16 protein-coding genes are annotated in these 16,038 nt (G+C 73.0%); 1 reads left to right on the top strand and 15 read right to left on the bottom strand.

Going from position 1 to position 16,038, the window contains the following annotated elements; genetic code table 11:
* Positions 1-94: 94 nt before the first annotated feature.
* The 14 genes from ACFCY1_RS35615 to ACFCY1_RS35550 form a co-directional block, all read right to left on the bottom strand.
* Positions 95-394 carry a putative quinol monooxygenase gene (locus ACFCY1_RS35615; RefSeq protein WP_049648963.1) on the bottom strand — a complete coding sequence of 100 codons (300 nt, stop codon included), beginning with the start codon at positions 392-394 and terminating at the stop codon, positions 95-97.
* Complete coding sequence (locus ACFCY1_RS35610) at positions 394-1,359, bottom strand: NAD-dependent epimerase/dehydratase family protein (protein ID WP_375877234.1); 966 nt, start codon at positions 1,357-1,359, stop codon at positions 394-396. Before ACFCY1_RS35610 ends, ACFCY1_RS35615 begins: the two co-directional genes overlap by 1 nt.
* A gap of 69 nt (positions 1,360-1,428) precedes the next feature.
* Entirely contained in the window at positions 1,429-2,685 is a 1,257-nt protein-coding gene (locus tag ACFCY1_RS35605) for an MFS transporter (protein ID WP_375877233.1), read from the bottom strand.
* Entirely contained in the window at positions 2,682-4,031 is a 1,350-nt protein-coding gene (locus tag ACFCY1_RS35600; protein ID WP_117487769.1) for a hydrolase, read from the bottom strand. Before ACFCY1_RS35600 ends, ACFCY1_RS35605 begins: the two co-directional genes overlap by 4 nt.
* Positions 4,028-5,281: an ATP-grasp domain-containing protein gene (locus tag ACFCY1_RS35595; protein ID WP_049648966.1), complete on the bottom strand. Its 1,254-nt coding sequence runs from the start codon at positions 5,279-5,281 to the stop codon at positions 4,028-4,030. Before ACFCY1_RS35595 ends, ACFCY1_RS35600 begins: the two co-directional genes overlap by 4 nt.
* A gap of 54 nt (positions 5,282-5,335) precedes the next feature.
* On the bottom strand, positions 5,336-6,286 hold the full coding sequence (locus tag ACFCY1_RS35590; RefSeq protein ID WP_375877232.1) for a transketolase family protein: 951 nt from the start codon (positions 6,284-6,286) through the stop codon (positions 5,336-5,338).
* Positions 6,283-7,101 (bottom strand): transketolase, encoded by an 819-nt coding sequence (locus tag ACFCY1_RS35585; protein WP_049648968.1) that lies wholly within the window; start codon positions 7,099-7,101, stop codon positions 6,283-6,285. The genes ACFCY1_RS35590 and ACFCY1_RS35585 overlap by 4 nt, the downstream gene beginning before the upstream one ends.
* Entirely contained in the window at positions 7,098-8,951 is a 1,854-nt protein-coding gene (locus tag ACFCY1_RS35580; protein ID WP_049648969.1) for a M20/M25/M40 family metallo-hydrolase, read from the bottom strand. Before ACFCY1_RS35580 ends, ACFCY1_RS35585 begins: the two co-directional genes overlap by 4 nt.
* Positions 8,948-10,000 (bottom strand): N-acetyl-gamma-glutamyl-phosphate reductase, encoded by a 1,053-nt coding sequence (gene argC / locus ACFCY1_RS35575; RefSeq protein WP_074000676.1) that lies wholly within the window; start codon positions 9,998-10,000, stop codon positions 8,948-8,950. Before argC ends, ACFCY1_RS35580 begins: the two co-directional genes overlap by 4 nt.
* Entirely contained in the window at positions 9,993-11,312 is a 1,320-nt protein-coding gene (locus ACFCY1_RS35570; protein ID WP_074000675.1) for a DegT/DnrJ/EryC1/StrS family aminotransferase, read from the bottom strand. The genes argC and ACFCY1_RS35570 overlap by 8 nt, the downstream gene beginning before the upstream one ends.
* The gene (locus ACFCY1_RS35565) at positions 11,312-11,941 is read right to left on the bottom strand and encodes a DegT/DnrJ/EryC1/StrS family aminotransferase (RefSeq protein WP_049648972.1); all 630 of its coding nucleotides are present in this window, start codon (positions 11,939-11,941) and stop codon (positions 11,312-11,314) included. Before ACFCY1_RS35565 ends, ACFCY1_RS35570 begins: the two co-directional genes overlap by 1 nt.
* Positions 11,942-11,955: 14 nt before the next feature.
* The gene (locus ACFCY1_RS35560; RefSeq protein ID WP_049648973.1) at positions 11,956-12,825 is read right to left on the bottom strand and encodes a RimK family alpha-L-glutamate ligase; all 870 of its coding nucleotides are present in this window, start codon (positions 12,823-12,825) and stop codon (positions 11,956-11,958) included.
* The gene (locus ACFCY1_RS35555; protein WP_049648974.1) at positions 12,822-13,010 is read right to left on the bottom strand and encodes a lysine biosynthesis protein LysW; all 189 of its coding nucleotides are present in this window, start codon (positions 13,008-13,010) and stop codon (positions 12,822-12,824) included. Before ACFCY1_RS35555 ends, ACFCY1_RS35560 begins: the two co-directional genes overlap by 4 nt.
* Positions 13,011-13,126: 116 nt before the next feature.
* A complete protein-coding gene (locus tag ACFCY1_RS35550) occupies positions 13,127-13,285 on the bottom strand; it encodes a hypothetical protein (RefSeq protein ID WP_158077651.1) in 159 nt (52 codons plus the stop codon).
* A 138-nt stretch (positions 13,286-13,423) separates the two neighbouring features.
* On the opposite strand from ACFCY1_RS35550, the gene ACFCY1_RS35545 reads away from it, so the two are divergent.
* A complete protein-coding gene (locus ACFCY1_RS35545) occupies positions 13,424-14,470 on the top strand; it encodes a LuxR C-terminal-related transcriptional regulator (protein ID WP_375877231.1) in 1,047 nt (348 codons plus the stop codon).
* A 57-nt stretch (positions 14,471-14,527) separates the two neighbouring features.
* Here ACFCY1_RS35545 and ACFCY1_RS35540 read toward each other — a convergent pair whose 3' ends face one another.
* Complete coding sequence (locus ACFCY1_RS35540) at positions 14,528-15,835, bottom strand: glycoside hydrolase family 18 protein (RefSeq protein ID WP_074000673.1); 1,308 nt, start codon at positions 15,833-15,835, stop codon at positions 14,528-14,530.
* Positions 15,836-16,038: the final 203 nt, after the last annotated feature.

The following is a 16,038-nucleotide window of genomic DNA, read 5'->3' as shown; positions in this document are numbered from 1 at the left end:
CTCCTGGAAACCAGGGGCGGGCCGGGGCCCACGGCCGTTCTCCGGCGCGGCCGGTGCACTCAGCCGGTGCTCAGCCGGCGCGCTCAGCCGGCGCTCAGCCGGCGCTCACGGAGACCGGAACGCTGGGGTGCACCTCGCGCTCGACCCGCGGCAGGATGTCCGGGATGTAGACCTTCTGGATCGCGTCGCCGCCGTCGTGCGCCTCCCAGGCCTCCCGGGTCGCCCAGCGCTCCACCAGGACGAAGCGGCCCGGGTCGTCCTGCGAGTGGTACGCCTCCCAGCTGACGCAGCCGTCCTCGGCGAGGCACAGCGGCCGCATCCGGGCCAGGGCGTCGGCGACCGCCGGGACGCCGTCCGGCTCGGTGACCCTGACGATGACGATGAGGTCGAACATCACTGCTCCTTGGCGGTGGTGGGATCGGTGTCGGCGGCGGCGGCCCGGCCGAGCGCGGGCAGCCACTCGGCGATGGGGGTGAACCGGTAGCCGAGCGAGGCGGCCCGGTCGGCCGACATCGCGAAGTCGGCCGGGCAGGAGAACGGGGACAGGTCGGGGTCGCCCGCCGGGTCCTCCTTCTCGATGACCTGGGCCGTCAGCCCGGTCGCCCCCTCCACCGAGGCAACGACATCGTAGACGTCGGCGGTGTCCGGGGAGGCCACGTTGACCGCGCCGGTCACCTCGTTCACGGCCGCCCAGGCGAGGAAGCCGGCCGCGTCCTCGGCCCGCACCAGCGAGGTCCGGCCCGGCCCGGCGTGGGCCACGATCGGCCGCCCGTCCCGGATCCGGTCGACGTGGAAGCGGTAGCGGCCGGTGAAGTCGCCCTCCTCGGCCAGCACGTGGGCCACCCGGGCCAGCAGCACCGGCACCCGGGCGCGGTCGGTCACCGCGGCCTCGGCCTGGCGCTTGCCCTCGCCGTAGTTGGCCTCCAGGTAGTCGTCGTCCTGCCAGGGCAGGGTGAGGTCGTACGGGTAGCCGGCCGGGTCGAGCTCCTCCTCGCGGGCGAGCGCGCCGAACTCCGGTGCGGCGACCGGCCCGCGGAAGGTGTCCCGGTTGTAGACCTCGATGGTGCTGGTCAGCACCAGCTTCCCGGCCCGGTCCCCGAAGGCCTCGCAGGCCTCCACGGCGGCGTTGGGGGTGTAGCACATCTGGTGCACCACGGCGTCGAACCGCTCCCCGGCGACCGCCTCGGCCAGCTCGCCGGGACGGTTGACGTCCGCGCGCAGCCGTCGGACGGAGTCCCCGAACGGGTCCGGGGTCCGGCCGCGGGTGACGAGGGTGACGCGGTGGCCGGCCGCCAGCAGCCGGCGCACCAGCAGCTTGCCGAAGTAGCGGGTCCCGCCGATGACGCAAATGTCTACCATCTGCTCTTTCCTGTCTCTTTCTCTCTCGTTCCGTCCGCGGCCCCGCGACGCGCGACCGCTCGGGTTCTGTCAGGCGGACGCGGCGCCCACGGCGTCCGAGCTGCCCGCCTCCGCCTCCTGGGCCGCCGCGGTCTCGGTGCCCTCCGCCCGGCCCACCAGGCAGACCACCGCGCAGCCGGCGGCCACCACCGCGTCGACGTACCAGTTCGCGCCGGGCACCCCGGCGGAGCGCGACAGGTCGAACAGCACACCGGCGAGCACCGAGCCGGCCATGTTCCCGGCGCTGCGGAAGAAGTGCATCGCCCCCATCGCCTTGGCGAGTTGGCGCTCGGGGACCTTGCGGGCGATCCACATGTCGAAGGACGGCACGAAGAGGATCTCGCCCAGCACCACCGTCAGCGCCCCGACCACCACCCAGGCCGCGCCGCGCCCCGCGCCGAGGGCGGTGAACGCCACCGTCATGCCGGTGAGGCCGATCGCCATCACCACGGCCGGGCTGAACCGGCCGATCAGGAACTTGAACACCGGGTACTGGAGCACCAGGATGCTCAGCCCGGTGATCCAGAACGGCGAGGACGGCGCCCACTGCGGCACGTACCGCTCCATGTGCAGCGGGATGCCGACGATGAAGCCGATCGACAGGAACCAGAACACCGCCGACAGCAGGAAGTAGCGGGTGGCGCCCCGGATGTCGATGCCCTTGAACACCGCGGTGGAGAACAGCGGCTTGCGGGCCGCCGCCCCGGCCCCGGGCTCCACCGGCGCCGGGGGCTGGAAGCCGTCCCGGGGGATGAAGGACGAGGCCGCCAGGCAGAACGCGAGGAAGATCGCGAACACCACCGAGAACAGGGTGCGCAGTTCGACGTCGGCGAGCACGGCGCCCAGCATGGCGCCGCCGAACACGCCCACCTGACCGGCCATCTGGAAGGTCGAGAAGGCCTTGGGGCGCTCGTCGTCGGGGTAGGAGGCGAGGACGTTCTTCAGGCCGGGGAAGGAGGTGCCGGAGCCGAAGCCGATGAAGAAGGCGAGCACGGCGTAGACCAGCACCCCGGTGCCGAAGCCCATCAGGCCCAGCGCCACCGCCTCCAGGGCGGTACCGAGGAAGACCGCACCGCGGATGCCGATGCGCAGCGCCACGCCCTCGTAGAAGAAGGTGGCGAGCAGCCGCCCGACGTACGTCATGGCCATCACGACGCCGGCCCAGAAGCCGCTGTCCACCCCGCCGAGCGAGGCCACCAGCACGGGGAACCAGATGTAGCTGCCGGTGTTGGCGAGCAGGATGCCGGCGTTGACGCCGATCAGCGCCCGCTTGCGGTCGACGGTCACAGGGCCGCCCCCTCCTTCGTGTCGTGCGTCGTCGTGCCGGCCGCCGCGGCGGCGCGGAGCCCGGCGATGGCCCGGGCGACCGCCTGGCGGTCGATCGGTGTCCCCCGCACGACGGTGGCGGTGGGCAGCGCGGAGAGCGGCCGGCCCGGGGCGTGCAGGTTGTAGGTGGCCGGCGCCCCGACGCTGATCGGGTGGGCGGCGCCGGACTCGCCGCGCAGCTCGTCGAAGTAGCGCCGGCCGCCGACGGTGGCCTGGTGGCGCAGCGCGTCGGCGAGCGAGGGGTCGTCCCCGCGCAGCAGGTCGAGCTCGCCGAGCAGGGAGTAGCCGTGGTAGGCACCGGTGTTGCCCGAGTCGGTGCCTACCAGCAGGTTGCCCTCGCGCAGCGCGGCCAGCGCGTTGCGGCGCATGTCGCCCAGCGCGCCGGTGCGGGTCTCCTGGAGGCCGTAGGTGATCCCGTACGGCTGCTCCAGGCCGCGGACGGCGTCCAGGTTACGGACGTCCTGGGTCTCGGCGAAGCCCTCGCGGCCGTACGCGGCGAGGAAGTCGTCGGCCGTCATGACCATCGGGCGGAGCCCGGAGAGGGTGGAGACGAACCGGGCGCCGGCCAGGTCCTTCCACTCGGCGTCGCCGAGGGTGCGGTCGCGGACGGTGTGGGCGAAGAGCCGGAAGCCGCAGTCGTAGGCCCAGCGGGTCTCCTCCAGCGTGTTGCAGTCGATCACCGCGGTGATGCCGCGCTCGGCGGCGATCCGCGCGGTGAACCGCAGCACCCGCTCCGACAGCCGGGAGAAGCGCACCTTGGAGCCCGGCTGCTCGGTGCCGTCGGTGAACATGACCTTGAGGAAGGTCGCGCCGCGCTCGGCGTTGTTGCGCAGCGCCTGGTCGAGGTCGGCCTCGACCGCGAGCATGTACACCGGGGTCGGGAACTCCACGCCGTGGCCGGAGAGGCCCGCCGCGTTGGTCATCGCCGTCACCGCGTAGCCGCAGTGGACCAGTTCGGGGTACGGCAGGTCCGAAGCGGCCCGGCCGGCCTCCCAGGCGTCGGCCACCATCGGGTAGCCGAACATGTCCACCACGTGGGTGACGCCGTGGTAGAGGTACTGGAGGGCGATGATCCGCGGGTCCTCGGCGGTGTCGTCGAAGTTGGCGGGCAGGGCGATGTGGGCGTGGGTCTCGGTGTAGCCGGGCCACAGCTCCGGCTCGTCGCCGCGACGGGTGCCCGAGGGCTCGATCCGGGTGAAGACCCCGTCCTCGACGGTCACGTCGAACAGCGCCTCGGCGTCCAGGGCGGGGACGGCCACGCCCGACAGTACGGCGGGCCGCCGCTGCTCGGGGGTGGCCGCGCTCACCGGGCCACCTCGACCGACAGGCGCAGGTCGATGCGGTCCAGGCCGTCCTGGCAGCGCTTGGCGGCCTCGTCCCGGTCGCCGCCGGTGAAGATGATGTGGCCGATCCAGTCGAAGTTGCTGCGGGACAGCCGGTTCACGGCCGTGCCGGGCTTCTTGTAGCCGAGGGCGCTGTGGAAGCCGGGCAGGTCGGTGAGGGCGTCGAAGCCGATCGCCTCGACCGTCCCGGCGACCGGGGAGCCGAACCAGTGGCCGCTGGCCGTGGTCTCGCGGGGGAAGGCCAGCTCGGGCCGCTCGCCGAGGGCCTGGCGGATGACCTCCAGGTACGGGTCCACGCCGGAGGTGATCTCCATCAGGGTCGGCACGATCCCGCCGGCCAGGCGGCCGTTGACCTCGCACAGCACCGGGCCGTCCGGGCCGAGCAGCCACTCGGTGTGGATGAAGCCGAAGTCCACGCCGAGCCCGTTCAGCACGGCGGTGGTGGCGGCGAACAGCTCCTCCTGGAGCGGGTGGCCGCTGAAGTAGGTGAGGCCCATCTCGATGAAGTACGGGAACCCGCTGAGCGAGCGGTCGGTCAGGCCGAGGTTGACCACCTCTCCCCCGGCGAGCACGCAGGACTCGACGGAGATCAGCTCGCCGGTGACGAACTCCTCGATGACGATCTCCGGGATGCGCACGACGCCGCGCCCGTAGTCGGCGACCTGGGCCAGCTCGGCGAGGTACTCGCGCAGGTCCGCCTCGTCCTTGAGGTGCAGGACGTGGAGGCTGGCGGTGCCGTCGGAGGGCTTGGCCACGCAGGGGAAGCCGACCTCGCGGACGGCGGCCTCCACCTCGGCCGGGTCGGTGGCCACCGCGAAGCGCGGCTGGCGGATGCCGGTGCCGGCCAGGGTGGTGCGGGTCAGGTGCTTGTGCCGGGCGTTGCGGGCGCCGTCGACGCTCATGCCGGGCAGGCCGAGCGCCTCGGCGACGGCGGCGGTGTGCACGGTGTGGTACTCGCTGTACGTGGTGACGCCGTGGATCGGCTTGGCCTCGTGCAGCCGCCGCGCCAGGTCGGTCAGCTCGTCGAGGGAGAAGGCCTGCTCGCTCTTGACGACCTGGCAGTTCGGGTGGGCGTAGGCGGCCTCGGTCAGCGGCGAGACGCTGAGGTAGAAGTCGGGGTCGACCGAGACCAGGGTGACGTCGTGGCCCAGTTCCAGGGCGTTCGCGATACCGGCGATCCCGTTCGGGTTGCACTCGATCATGAGGATGTGCATGGCTGTGCTCCTTTTCGGACTGTGGCGGATCAGGGGATGACGGGGGGCGGGGGCTCAGCGGACGCAGGCTCCGGAGACGGCCGGCAGCCGGCCGGCGCCGCCGGCCCGGGCCACCGCGGCGAGCACGGCGGGCAGCGTGAGCCCGACCGCGGCCATGACCTCCTCGTGGTCGCCGCCGGTGGACGGCCAGGTCAGGTCCGCGCTCGCCGCGGTGACCTCGCACCCGGGCATCAGCAGCGCGAGGGCCTCGGCCGCCCCGCCCTGGGCGCGGTGCTCCTCGACCACGACGAACCGCCGGTGGTGGCGGGAGAGTTCGGCCGCGGCGCGGGCCAGGTTCGGGTGGTCCAGGTAGACCAGGTGGGCGTGGCCGGTGCCGGGGCGGGCCTCCCGCGCGGCCAGCGCCAGGCGGGTGCCCTCCTCGCCGACCGACACCAGGCAGACCTCGCCCGGCTCGGCCCGGGACTCCCAGGTGACCAGCGGCGCCCGCTCGCCCTCCCGGTCGAGCGAGCGGTACTGGGCGTTGCGCCCGGTGCGGATGTAGTGCGGCCGCCCGGAGCGCACGGCCTCGCGGACCACCGCGCGCATCTCCGCCTCCCCGTAGGGGGCGGCGATGACCACGCCCGGGATGCTGCGCAGGACGGCGAGGTCCTCCAGGCAGTGGTGGGTGGTGCCGAACCAGGCGCCGGAGACGCCCGCGTACGGCGCCACCACGGTGACCCCGGCGTTCAGGTAGCCCAGCGTCAGCTTGAGGCTCTCCGCCGCGCGCAGCGCCGCGAAGGGCGCGAAGGTGCTGACGAAGGGCTTGTACCCGCCCGCGGCGAGGCCCGCCGCCATGTCGACCATGGCGCCCTCGGCGATGCCGAGGTTGAAGAAGCGGTCGGGGTGGGCCGCCTGGAACGGGTGGCCCTTGCCGCCGAGGTCCGCCTCCAGGCAGAGGATGGTGTCGTCCTCGGCGGCGAGCCCGGTCAGCTCGTCGCGGTAGGCGTCACGGCCCGAGAGGGTCATCGGATCGCTCGCTTCCACTTGGCGGCGCGCGTGGCGTCGATGGTCACGTAGTGGGAGCCGGCCTTGCCCTCCACGGCGGGCACGCCCTTCCCCTTGACGGTGTTCGCGATGACGGCCAGCGGCCTGCGGGCCCCGGCCCGGTCCCCGGCGAGCAGCCCGGTGAGCGCCGCCAGGTCGTGCCCGTCGGTCTCGGCGACCTCGAACCCGAAGGCGGCGAACCGCTCGGCGAGCCGGGGCAGCGGCGAGATGTCGGCCACCATGCCGTCGTTCTGGCCGCCGTTGCGGTCGACCACCAGCACGAAGTTGCCCAGCTCCTGGGCCACCGCGACCTGGCAGGTCTCCCAGACCAGGCCCTCCTGGAGCTCGCCGTCGCCGGCGACGGCGATGCCGAGTCCGCTCCGGCCGCCGATCCGGCGGGCCATCGCCCAGCCGGCGGCGTACGGGACGCCGTGGCCGAGGCTCCCGGTGGGGAAGCGCACGCCCGGGACCTTGGGGCCCGGGTGGCCGGTGAACGGCTCGCCCGCCAGGCCGTAGCGCGGTGTCGGGTCCTCCGGGAGGACGCCGCTGACGTGCAGGGCCGCGTAGAGCCCGGCGGCGGCGTGGCCCTTGCTGAGCACGACCTCCGTACCGTCCCCGGCCGAGGCCCGGTGCAGCGCGGCGATCAGGATGTCCAGGACGGACAGGCTGCCGCCGAGGTGGCATCCGCGCGGCCCGGCGGCCATGTCGACCACCAGCCGGCGGGCCCGTACGGCCCGGTCGGCCAGGGTGGCCAGCAGGTCGTCCCCGGTCTGCGGCGGGGCGAGCAGGGTGCTCATCGACGGCTCCCCTCGGGCAGGGCGAACCACCGGTTGACGGCGTCCGCGAGCAGCGAGCGGGCGGTGCGGTACTCCATGGCGCCGATCCGCTCCTCGTCGGTGTGGTCCAGCGAGGAGTCGCCGGGGCCGTACGCGACCATCGGCACGTCCCGCCAGGTGGTGGCCAGGGTGTTCATGTCCGAGGTGCCCTTCTTCACGACGAAGCGGGGCCGGATGCCGGTGTCCGCGAAGGCCCGGCTGAAGACCTTGACCAGGGAGCTGGAGCGGCCTCCGACGTACCCGGGGGTGGCCCGCAGCACCTCGATCTCCACCCCGGGCCGGACCTGGTCGAGCGCGGCCGAGCGCAGCGCGTCGAGGTCGGCCGTGGGCGGCACCCGGAAGTTGAGGATCCCGGTGGCGTGGTGGTGCTCGCGCCCGGTCCGGCTGCTGATCTCGATGACCGCGCTCAGCGCGTCGGTCGCGTGGGCCAGCACGGCCGTCCGGATGCCGCCGAGCGCCTCGATCAGCAGGTCGGGGGCGGAGACCGCGTCCTGTCCGGCCGAGTGGCCGCTGGACACCGAGGCGGTCACCTTGAGCTTGAAGAGCCCGAAGTAGCCGAGCGTCAGCTTCTCCGAGCCGCTGGGCTCGCCGATGACGACCGCGTCGGCCGGGTAGTGGTCGCGGACGTGGAACGCGCCCTTGGAGGAGGAGATCTCCTCCTCGACCGCGCCGACCACGCACAGCTGGCCGTCCTCCGGGATGTCCGCGTGCGCGAGCACCTCCAGGAAGTTGGCCAGGCAGCCCTTGGCGTCCACGCTGCCGCGGCCCCACAGTTCGCCCTCGCGCCACTCGGCCGGCCAGCGGTGCGGCACGGTGTCGAGGTGGCCGAGGAGGAGCAGCCGGCGGGGCCCGATGCCGCGGCTGGCGACGAGGTTGCCCGCCTCGTCGACGGCGGCGTCCATGCCGCGTTCGCGGCACCACTCGGCCAGCAGGGTGGCGAGTTCGGCCTCGTCGCCGGAGACCGAGGGCACCGAGACCACCCGGGTCAGCAGGCTCAGGTCGGCGGAGGGCTCGCGCACCCGCCAGAACCTGGTCCAGTTGGCCGGCTCGGACATGGTGTGCGGCCCGGTGATGGCCACGTCGGCGCTGCCCTCCAGGGCGATCTCGGCCGCGCGGACCTTCTGCCGCATGCGCCCCGCGGCGTACCGCGCTCCGTCGCCCGGGTAGGCGTCGGCCAGCGTGGAGCGCGGGTCGTCCTTGTCCGTCAGCAGTCCGGCGGTGCCGGTGACCAGCCGCAGGTGGTCGGCGTCCAGCGCGTTGGCGAGGACCGCCGCGAGCACGTCGGCGTCCACGTTGAGCGGGGCGCCGCCGTCCGGGTCGGCGACCGGCGCGGACAGGCAGACCAGGTCGTACGTGTCGAGCAGGGCGTTCAGCCGGGCGGTGTCCACCTGGGCGGGCACGCCGGCCCGGTGGTCGCGGACCACGATCGGCCGACCCTCGGCGGACAGCGCCTTGAGCGGGCGGTTGGCCCGGCCGGTCACCAGGGCGCCGCGCGCCGCGACGGCGGTGAAGACGCCGAGCCCGAGGGCCCGGGCCTCCCGCTCCACGGCGGGCAGGGTGACCCGCTCGTAGGCGTCGACCAGGTGGGTCATCTCCTCGGGCGGGCAGTAGCGCACCTCGTCGCCGTTGGCGAGCCGCAGCTGCGGCATCGGGCGGGCGATCGCGCGGTAGTGGGCCTCGATGCCGGTGGCACCGCCGGCGACCAGGAGCACCCGGGCGCCCCGGGCCACCAGGTCGGCCAGCTCCTTGTGGATCGTGCCGTGGTCGAGCGTGGCGCTGCCGACCTTGATCACGTACAGCGGACGGCTCACGGCGACACCGCCGTGGTGGGCAGTCCGGTCGTCTCGTCCAGGCCGGAGATCAGGTTCATCGCCTGGATCGCCTGGCCGGCCGCGCCCTTGATCAGGTTGTCCAGGGCCGCCACCGCGACGCACTGGTCGCCGCGCACCGCGACCGCCACCTCGGCGACGTTCGAGCCGACGACCGCCTTGAGCATCGGGAAGTCCTGCGCCGCCTTGGGGGCCGGCCGGACCCGGACGAAGGGCTTGCCGAGGTACGCCTTGGCGTAGGCCCGCTTGACGTCCAACGCCGTGACGCCGTCCCGCAGTTCGGTGTACGCGGTGACCATGATGCCGCGCGACACGTCCAGGCTGTGGGTGGAGAACCGCAGGTCCACGGCGGCGCCGGTCAGGTCGGCGATCGCCTGCTGGACCTCCGGGGCGTGCCGGTGCCCGTGCAGCTTGTGCACCCGGATGTTGCCGCTGCGCTCGGCGTGCGGCTCGCCGCCGCCGCGACCGCTCCCGGTGGAGCCGGTCTTGGCGTCGACCACGACCCGGTCGGTCGCGAGCGAGGCGGCGAACATCGGGTAGAGCGCGTAGATGGTGGTGACGGCCATGCAGCCGGGCAGGCTGATGAACCGCTCCTGCGGGACCTCGGGGCTCAACTCCGGTATGTAGTAGGCGAAATCCTCGCTCGGCGGGTTCGCGGCCGTCCTCGGGTAGTGGGTGCGGACGTCGTCGCCGTCGCGGAGCCGGAAGTCGCCGCCCAGGTTGAGCACCCGCTTGGCGTTGTCGGCGATCAGCGGCAGCTGCTCCGGCAGGGTGCCGGTCGGCAGGCAGCCGAAGGCGACGTCGACGGGGCCGGCCTCGGCGAGCTGCGCCAGCGGCCGGAGCGTCAGCGAGCCGGCCCTGGGGTGGTTGCGCAGCCACGGGTGGACGCTGCCGACCGTGGCACCGGCGTTGCGCTCCGCGGAGAGGAACGCGAGCTCCACCCCGGGGTGTTCGAGCAGCAGCCGGATGACCTCGCCACCGGTGTAGCCGCTCGCGCCGATGACGGCGACGCGGATCTTCTGGTCAGCCAAGGCGGGCCGCCTTCTCCCACGGACGGCGGTGGTCGCCGCTCTCGACGAGCTTGCGGATGGCGTCCGGGCGCCGGGCGACCTTCCGGAAGGCGTCCGCGTAGCGCAGGATCCGCTCGTACTCGACCGGGGAGCGCAGCTCGCGGCAGAGCACCAGGGTGCTGTCGAGCATGCCCAGGGTGACCGGGAAGTCCTCCGGCCGGTGGTCGCGCACGGCGTCCGGGTTGAGCGAGAACGGGTAGCCGTTGCCGAAGCCGTCGCGGTGCCGGAACGGCAGGTGGCACGGGATCGGGGTGTTCTGCCACTCGCGGGCCGGCACGCCCTCGGCGACCAGCAGCTCGTGCACCGCCTCCTTGACGGCGTGCACCGGCAGGTCCTCCAGGCCGACGGCCTCCGGGTGCAGGGTGGTCCGGTACATGTTGTACGCGTGCACGTGCCCGTCCGGGACGTGCGGCGGCGTGAACAGGCCGGTCCCCGCCAGGGCCTCGCCGAGCAGGGCGGCGTTGCGGGCCCGGATCTCGTCGTAGTACGGCAGCCGGGCCAGCTGGCTGGTGCCGAAGGCGGCGGCCACCCAGGACATCCCGTAGTCGATGGCGTGGCGCTCCAGGTAGGCGACCGCCCGGCCGTACGCCTCCTCGGTGGCGTAGAAGGCGATGCCGCCCTCGCCACCGAGCGGGAAGTTCTTGTCGGCCATCAGGCTCTGGCCGGCGGCGTCGCCGAAGGAGCCGGCCACCCGGTCGCCGATCTTCGCGGAGTGGGCGTGCGAGGCGTCCTCGACGAGGGCGATGCCGTGCTGGTCGGCCAGGGCGCGCAGGGCCGGCACGTCGGCGGGCAGGCCGTGGACGTGCACCGGCATGAGCGCCCTGGTCCGGGGGGTGATCGCGGCGGCCGCGGCCCGCGGGTCCATGCAGTAGGTGTCCGGGTCGATGTCGACGAACACCGGGATCGCGTGGGCGGCGACCACGGCCTGCGCGGTGGCGATGAAGGTGAACGCCGGGACGATCACCTCGTCACCGGGCTGCACGCCGGCGCCGACCAGGGCCATGTGCAGGCTGGAGGTGCCGCTGGCGGTGGGCAGGGCGTACTCGGCGCCGACGTAGGCGCGGTACGCCTCGGCGAAGTCGGCCACGACCTTGTCGGGCGACTGCCGCTGGGCGAGCATCAGGTTGAAGACGTCTTCCTTGGTGATGATCGGGAAGAGCGTGCGGCGCTGGGCCTTGGGGATCATCGCGCCGCCGCCGAGGGCGGCGAGCTCGTCGGCGAGGTCGGCTTCGGTGGGCAGGGGCAGGGGCGAGTTCGGGAAGTCGGTGATCATCAGCGTGCTCCGGAGCTTGCGGCGGCGGGGCGAGCCGCGTGGGTCAGGGCCATCCGTACGCAACCGGCCACCAGGGGGCTCAGCCGGTAGTTGAACTGCACCCCCGGCACCAGGTCCTCGTCGGCCTCCTGCTGGGTCCACATGGTGCGCAGGTCGTAGGCGCCGAAGATCTTCAGCCGCTCGGCCCGGGCCCAGAGCCGCTCGTCGTCGGTGAGCACGGCGGCGGCCGGGCCGAAGCCGAGCCCGCTCAGGTCCACCACCAGCGCGGGGGCGGTGGCTTCGGCGGTCAGCTCGTCCAGCCGGCCGGCGTTCTCGGGGGTCAGCGAGACCAGGTCGAAGGCGGCCGGGGCCTGCCCCTCGACGGTGACGCCGAGCCAGGCCAGGAAGGCCGTGGTGGCCTCGTCCGGCCCGGCCAGGGCGACGGTGTCGCCGTGGCCGATGCCCTGGCCGGCCAGGGCCGCGTGCAGGGCCCCGGTCCGGCTGTTCAGCAGGACGGCCTTGGCCCGGCCGGTCCGCTTGGTCAGCAGCCGCTCCAGGGCGGGCAGTTCACGGTCGCTCTTCTCGATGCTCATGACCACGCCCGAGGTGAGCACGCGGGCGAGCACCGTCGCGGTGTCGAACAGTTCCATGGTTCCTCTCCGGGTCACACGGCCGCGGCCGTCAGCTGCCCCGCCACGTAGGAGGCGAGGTGGCCGGCGACGTTCACTCCGTGCAGGGCGGAGGAGCGGGCGAATTCGGGGTTGGCGTTCACTTCCAGGACGAGCAGGTCACCGGTGGTCCGGTCCTCCACCAGGTCGACCCCGTAGAAGCCGGGGCCGAGCACGTCGACGATCTGGACGCAGAGCTTCTCCATCTCCGGGGTGATGTCGACGCGCCGCACCTCGGCGCCGAGGTGGGTGTTGGTGCGCCAGTCGTCCGAGACCCGTTGGATCGCCACGACCGGGGTGGTCCCGACGACGACCACGCGCAGGTCGTGGCCGGGCTTGTCGATGTACTCCTGCACGATGACGGGGAAGAGCTTCCCCGCGGCGTCGACGGACTCGCGCCCGGCGGCCCAGGCCTCCAGGCACGCGGCGTCCGCGAGCTTGGTGACACCGCGCCCCCAGGAGCCGCTGACCGGCTTGACCACCGCCGGCATGCCCAGCTCGGCGACGATCGCGCGCACCTGGTCGTAGCTGAAGGCGTGCCGGGTGTGCGGGTGGGGGATGCCGTGCCGGGCGAAGAGCAGGGCCTGCAGGCCCTTGTCGTTGCAGGTCTCGATGGTCGACGCCCGGTTGAGGGTGGTGATCCCGGCGTGTTCCAGGCGGCACGAGACGCTGATCGCGTCCCGGTGCGAGAGGTTGCGGATCAGGGCCAGGGCCGGCGGGTCGGTACGACCCGCCACCACGTCGGCCAGATCCTCCATGAGCAGTGGAGTCGCCGTCAGACCCTCCCCGCGCAACGCCCCGAGGAGGAGTTTCTCCTCGGGGCGCAGCATGGTGGCCGACAGCAGGACGCGGCCGGAGGAGGTCACTCGCCCCAGTCCTCTTCCACCTCGGGGGCCAGGTCGAGGCGGACGCCGGCCTCGGACTTCTCGACGACCTCGTGCTCCTGGCCGCAGGCCGCGCACTCGGTCACCTCGCCCCGCTCCCAGGCCTCGTCGACCTCGAAGTCGGTGTCGCACACCAGGCATTTCGGTACGGCAATCGCAGCGGTCATTTCTCTCTCCTTCTGAATGTCGGCGCGCCGATATCCGCGAAACGTGATTCGCAGCACTCCCGCAGGTCGGCGGATCGGCGCTACTGTCCAGGGGTGGCGGATTCCCGCCCGGCCGATCAGGCCCAGCCGGGGTCGCCCGGCAGGAGCGCCACGTCGCTGGCGGCAGCGGTGGGGGCGCTGCTGGGGGCGTCCGGCGCGGCGGAAACGACGATCACCGCGACGGCGGCCATAACGAAGGACGCGAGGATTCGACCCGGGAACCGCATGATCTTCATTTCCACCCCTAGATAGACCTATCCGTTCGTGCTGGGGGGTTTCCCCGCACACAGAGAGAATGCCTGGGAATGGGTCCTTGCCAGAAGAGATCCGATGGCTCAGGATCGTGCACTGCAAGATTCCGAAGGGGGTGGCACATGTGCGACATATCGGACGTCGGTGGCCCGGAGGCCCACCCCGGGCCCTGTGACGAGGGGATCACGTTCTACCGCAAGGCCGTCCTGTTGGGGAGGGCCCCGACGGCGGAGCCGCCCGCCTGCCTGACCGAGCTGGGGCTGCTGACGGCGGCGCTGGGCGACCCCTCGGTCCTGGTGCCGGTCCCGCCCGAGGTCGCGACCACGGCGCTGCTGCACCCGATGGAGCAGCAGATCCTCGAACAGCAGCAGCAGGTGGCCGCGATCCGGACCGCCATGTCCCAGGTCGAGAGCGTCTACCGGACGCTGCGCCGGGAGGGCCGGGACAACGTCCAGCGGCTCAGCGGCGCGGCGGTCATCGCCGCCGCGGTGGCCGAGACGACCCAGGCGACCGAGCGGGAGCTGCTCACCGCGCACCCGGGCGGCAGCCGGCCGACCGACGTCCTCGCCAGATCGCTGGTCCTCGCCCTGGACGCGCAGAAGCGGGGCGTCCGCCAGCGCACGCTCTACCAGCACTCCGTCCGGGCGCACTACCCGACGCTGGACTACATCAAGGCCGTCACCGAGGCCGGCATCGAGGTGCGGACCGTCGACGAGGTCTTCGACCGGCTCATCATCTGCGACCGCTCGGTGGCGTTCATCCCCGACAAGGAGCTCGAACACCACAACCACGCGCTCAAGGTCACCGACCCCGGCGTGGTGCACTTCCTGGCCTCGGTCTTCGAGCACGCCTGGGAGCGGGCCGCGCCGGTCGTCTACGAGAGCGACCAGCAGCGCCCGCCGCTGCTCACCGACGAGACCCGGCTGCGGGTGCTCCAGCTCATGGTGGACGGCTACACGGACGCCGCGATCGCCAGCCGGCTCGGCATCAGCTCACGGACCGTGGCGAGCCACCTCAAGCGGGTGTCGGAGATCCTCGGCAGCAACAGCCGGGCCCAGCTCGCCTACCTGACGGCGCAGAGCGGCATCCTGGACGGCTCCCCGCCGCCCGCCCGGCAGCCCCGGGGCCCGCACGAGCAGCCGACCGGGCCGGCCGGTCCCACGGCGTAGCAGGGCCCGCCGCGGGGGCGTCCGCGGCGGGCCCTGGGTACGGGGCGGGGGGAGCGGTCAGTCGCGGCTCAGGCCGCGGTCCAGCGCGGCGATCGCGCTGCCCCGGGCGTCGTCGCCGTCCAGCGACCAGACCATCACCCCGGCCAGGTCGTTCCAGCGCGTGTACCGCGCCTTCTGGGTGAGCACCTCGGCGGTGTCGTAGCTGTAGAACGTGGTGCCGTCGTACTTCCAGGACGCGCCGTGGTCGCGGTCCAGGTAGACCTTGCCCGGCAGCGCGTTGATCTCCTGGTACGAGTGGTCGGGCGCGGACGCGGTGGCGCTCTGGAAGAGGCCGCCGCGCTTTCCGGGGGCGACGCCGGTCCAGCCGTGGCCGTACAGCGGGGCGCCGAGGACCAGCTGCTCGGCGGGCAGGCCGCGCTCCTGGTAGTGGTCGGCGGCCTGGTCGGCACTGCGCCGGCGCGGGTCCGGGTCGGCCGGGTCGGAGTACAGCGGGGCCTGGTGGTTGGCCGGCCCCTTGCCCTCCCACGGGCCGTGCAGGTCGTAGGTCATCAGGTTCAGCCAGTCCACCGACTCGCTCAGCTGCGGCAGTTCGAGCCGGTCGGCGACCGTCTCGTTGGCGGCCACGGCGGCGGTCAGCAGGTACTTCTTGCCCTTGCGGCCGCTCAGCGCGTCCAGCTGGTCGCGGAACTCCTGCATCAGCAGCGTGAAGTTGTGCCCGTCCTCGGGGCGGACCACGTTGCCCGCGTCCCCGCCGCCGCCCGGGTACTCCCAGTCGATGTCGATGCCGTCGAAGACGCCCGCGGCGGCGCCCTTGCCGCCCTCCGGGGAGTCCGCCAGGACCGGCAGGTCGCCCTTGACGTAGAGGTCGATGCAGGAGGAGACGAACTTCTTGCGGGCCTCGTCGGTGGCGGCCGCGTCGGAGAAGTACTTGGACCAGGACCAGCCGCCCAGCGAGATGACCGTGCGCAGCTGGGGGTTCTTCGCCTTGAGCTTGCGCAGCTGGTTGAGGTGGCCCTTCAACTTCTGGCCCGGGGCGTCGGCCACGCCGTCCACCGACTCGGCGGCGGAGAAGGAGCGCTGGTAGTCGTTGCGGGCGTCGCCCTGGCCGGCCTCGTTGCTCTCGAAGCAGGTGCCCTCGGCGGAGACGTTGCCGAAGGCGTAGTTGATGACGGTGAGCCTGGCCGCCTGGCCGGACTCCTGGACCCTCTTCGCGGAGCTGTCGGCGCCCCACTGGGTGAAGTAGCCGACCCGTTGGCCCTTCAGCTTCGGGCCGTGCCGTCCGTCGGCGGCGTTGGCGGTGGCGGGGGCGGCGAGCAGCGCGGCGACGGTGGCGGCGGCGAGCAGGGCTGAGGCGCGAGTGGGCATACCGGACCTGTTCTCTGAAGCGGCGTCAAATGGTCTGGACCAGATGGCACAGAGGTTTAGTCCATCCGCCGTTCACCGCACAAGGGGGCGACCGCAACCGGCGCAGTATGCAAAAAGCTGGTGCGAGAAGCCGTCGCAAAAAGAGGGGGCCGGACCGCGGATGCGGTCCGGACCCCACAGAGGCTCAATCTCAGCCGATCACC

Source organism: Kitasatospora sp. NPDC056273 (assembly GCF_042268845.1).
Lineage (GTDB): Bacteria > Actinomycetota > Actinomycetes > Streptomycetales > Streptomycetaceae > Kitasatospora.
This window is presented reverse-complemented; position numbering and strand designations above follow the sequence as displayed.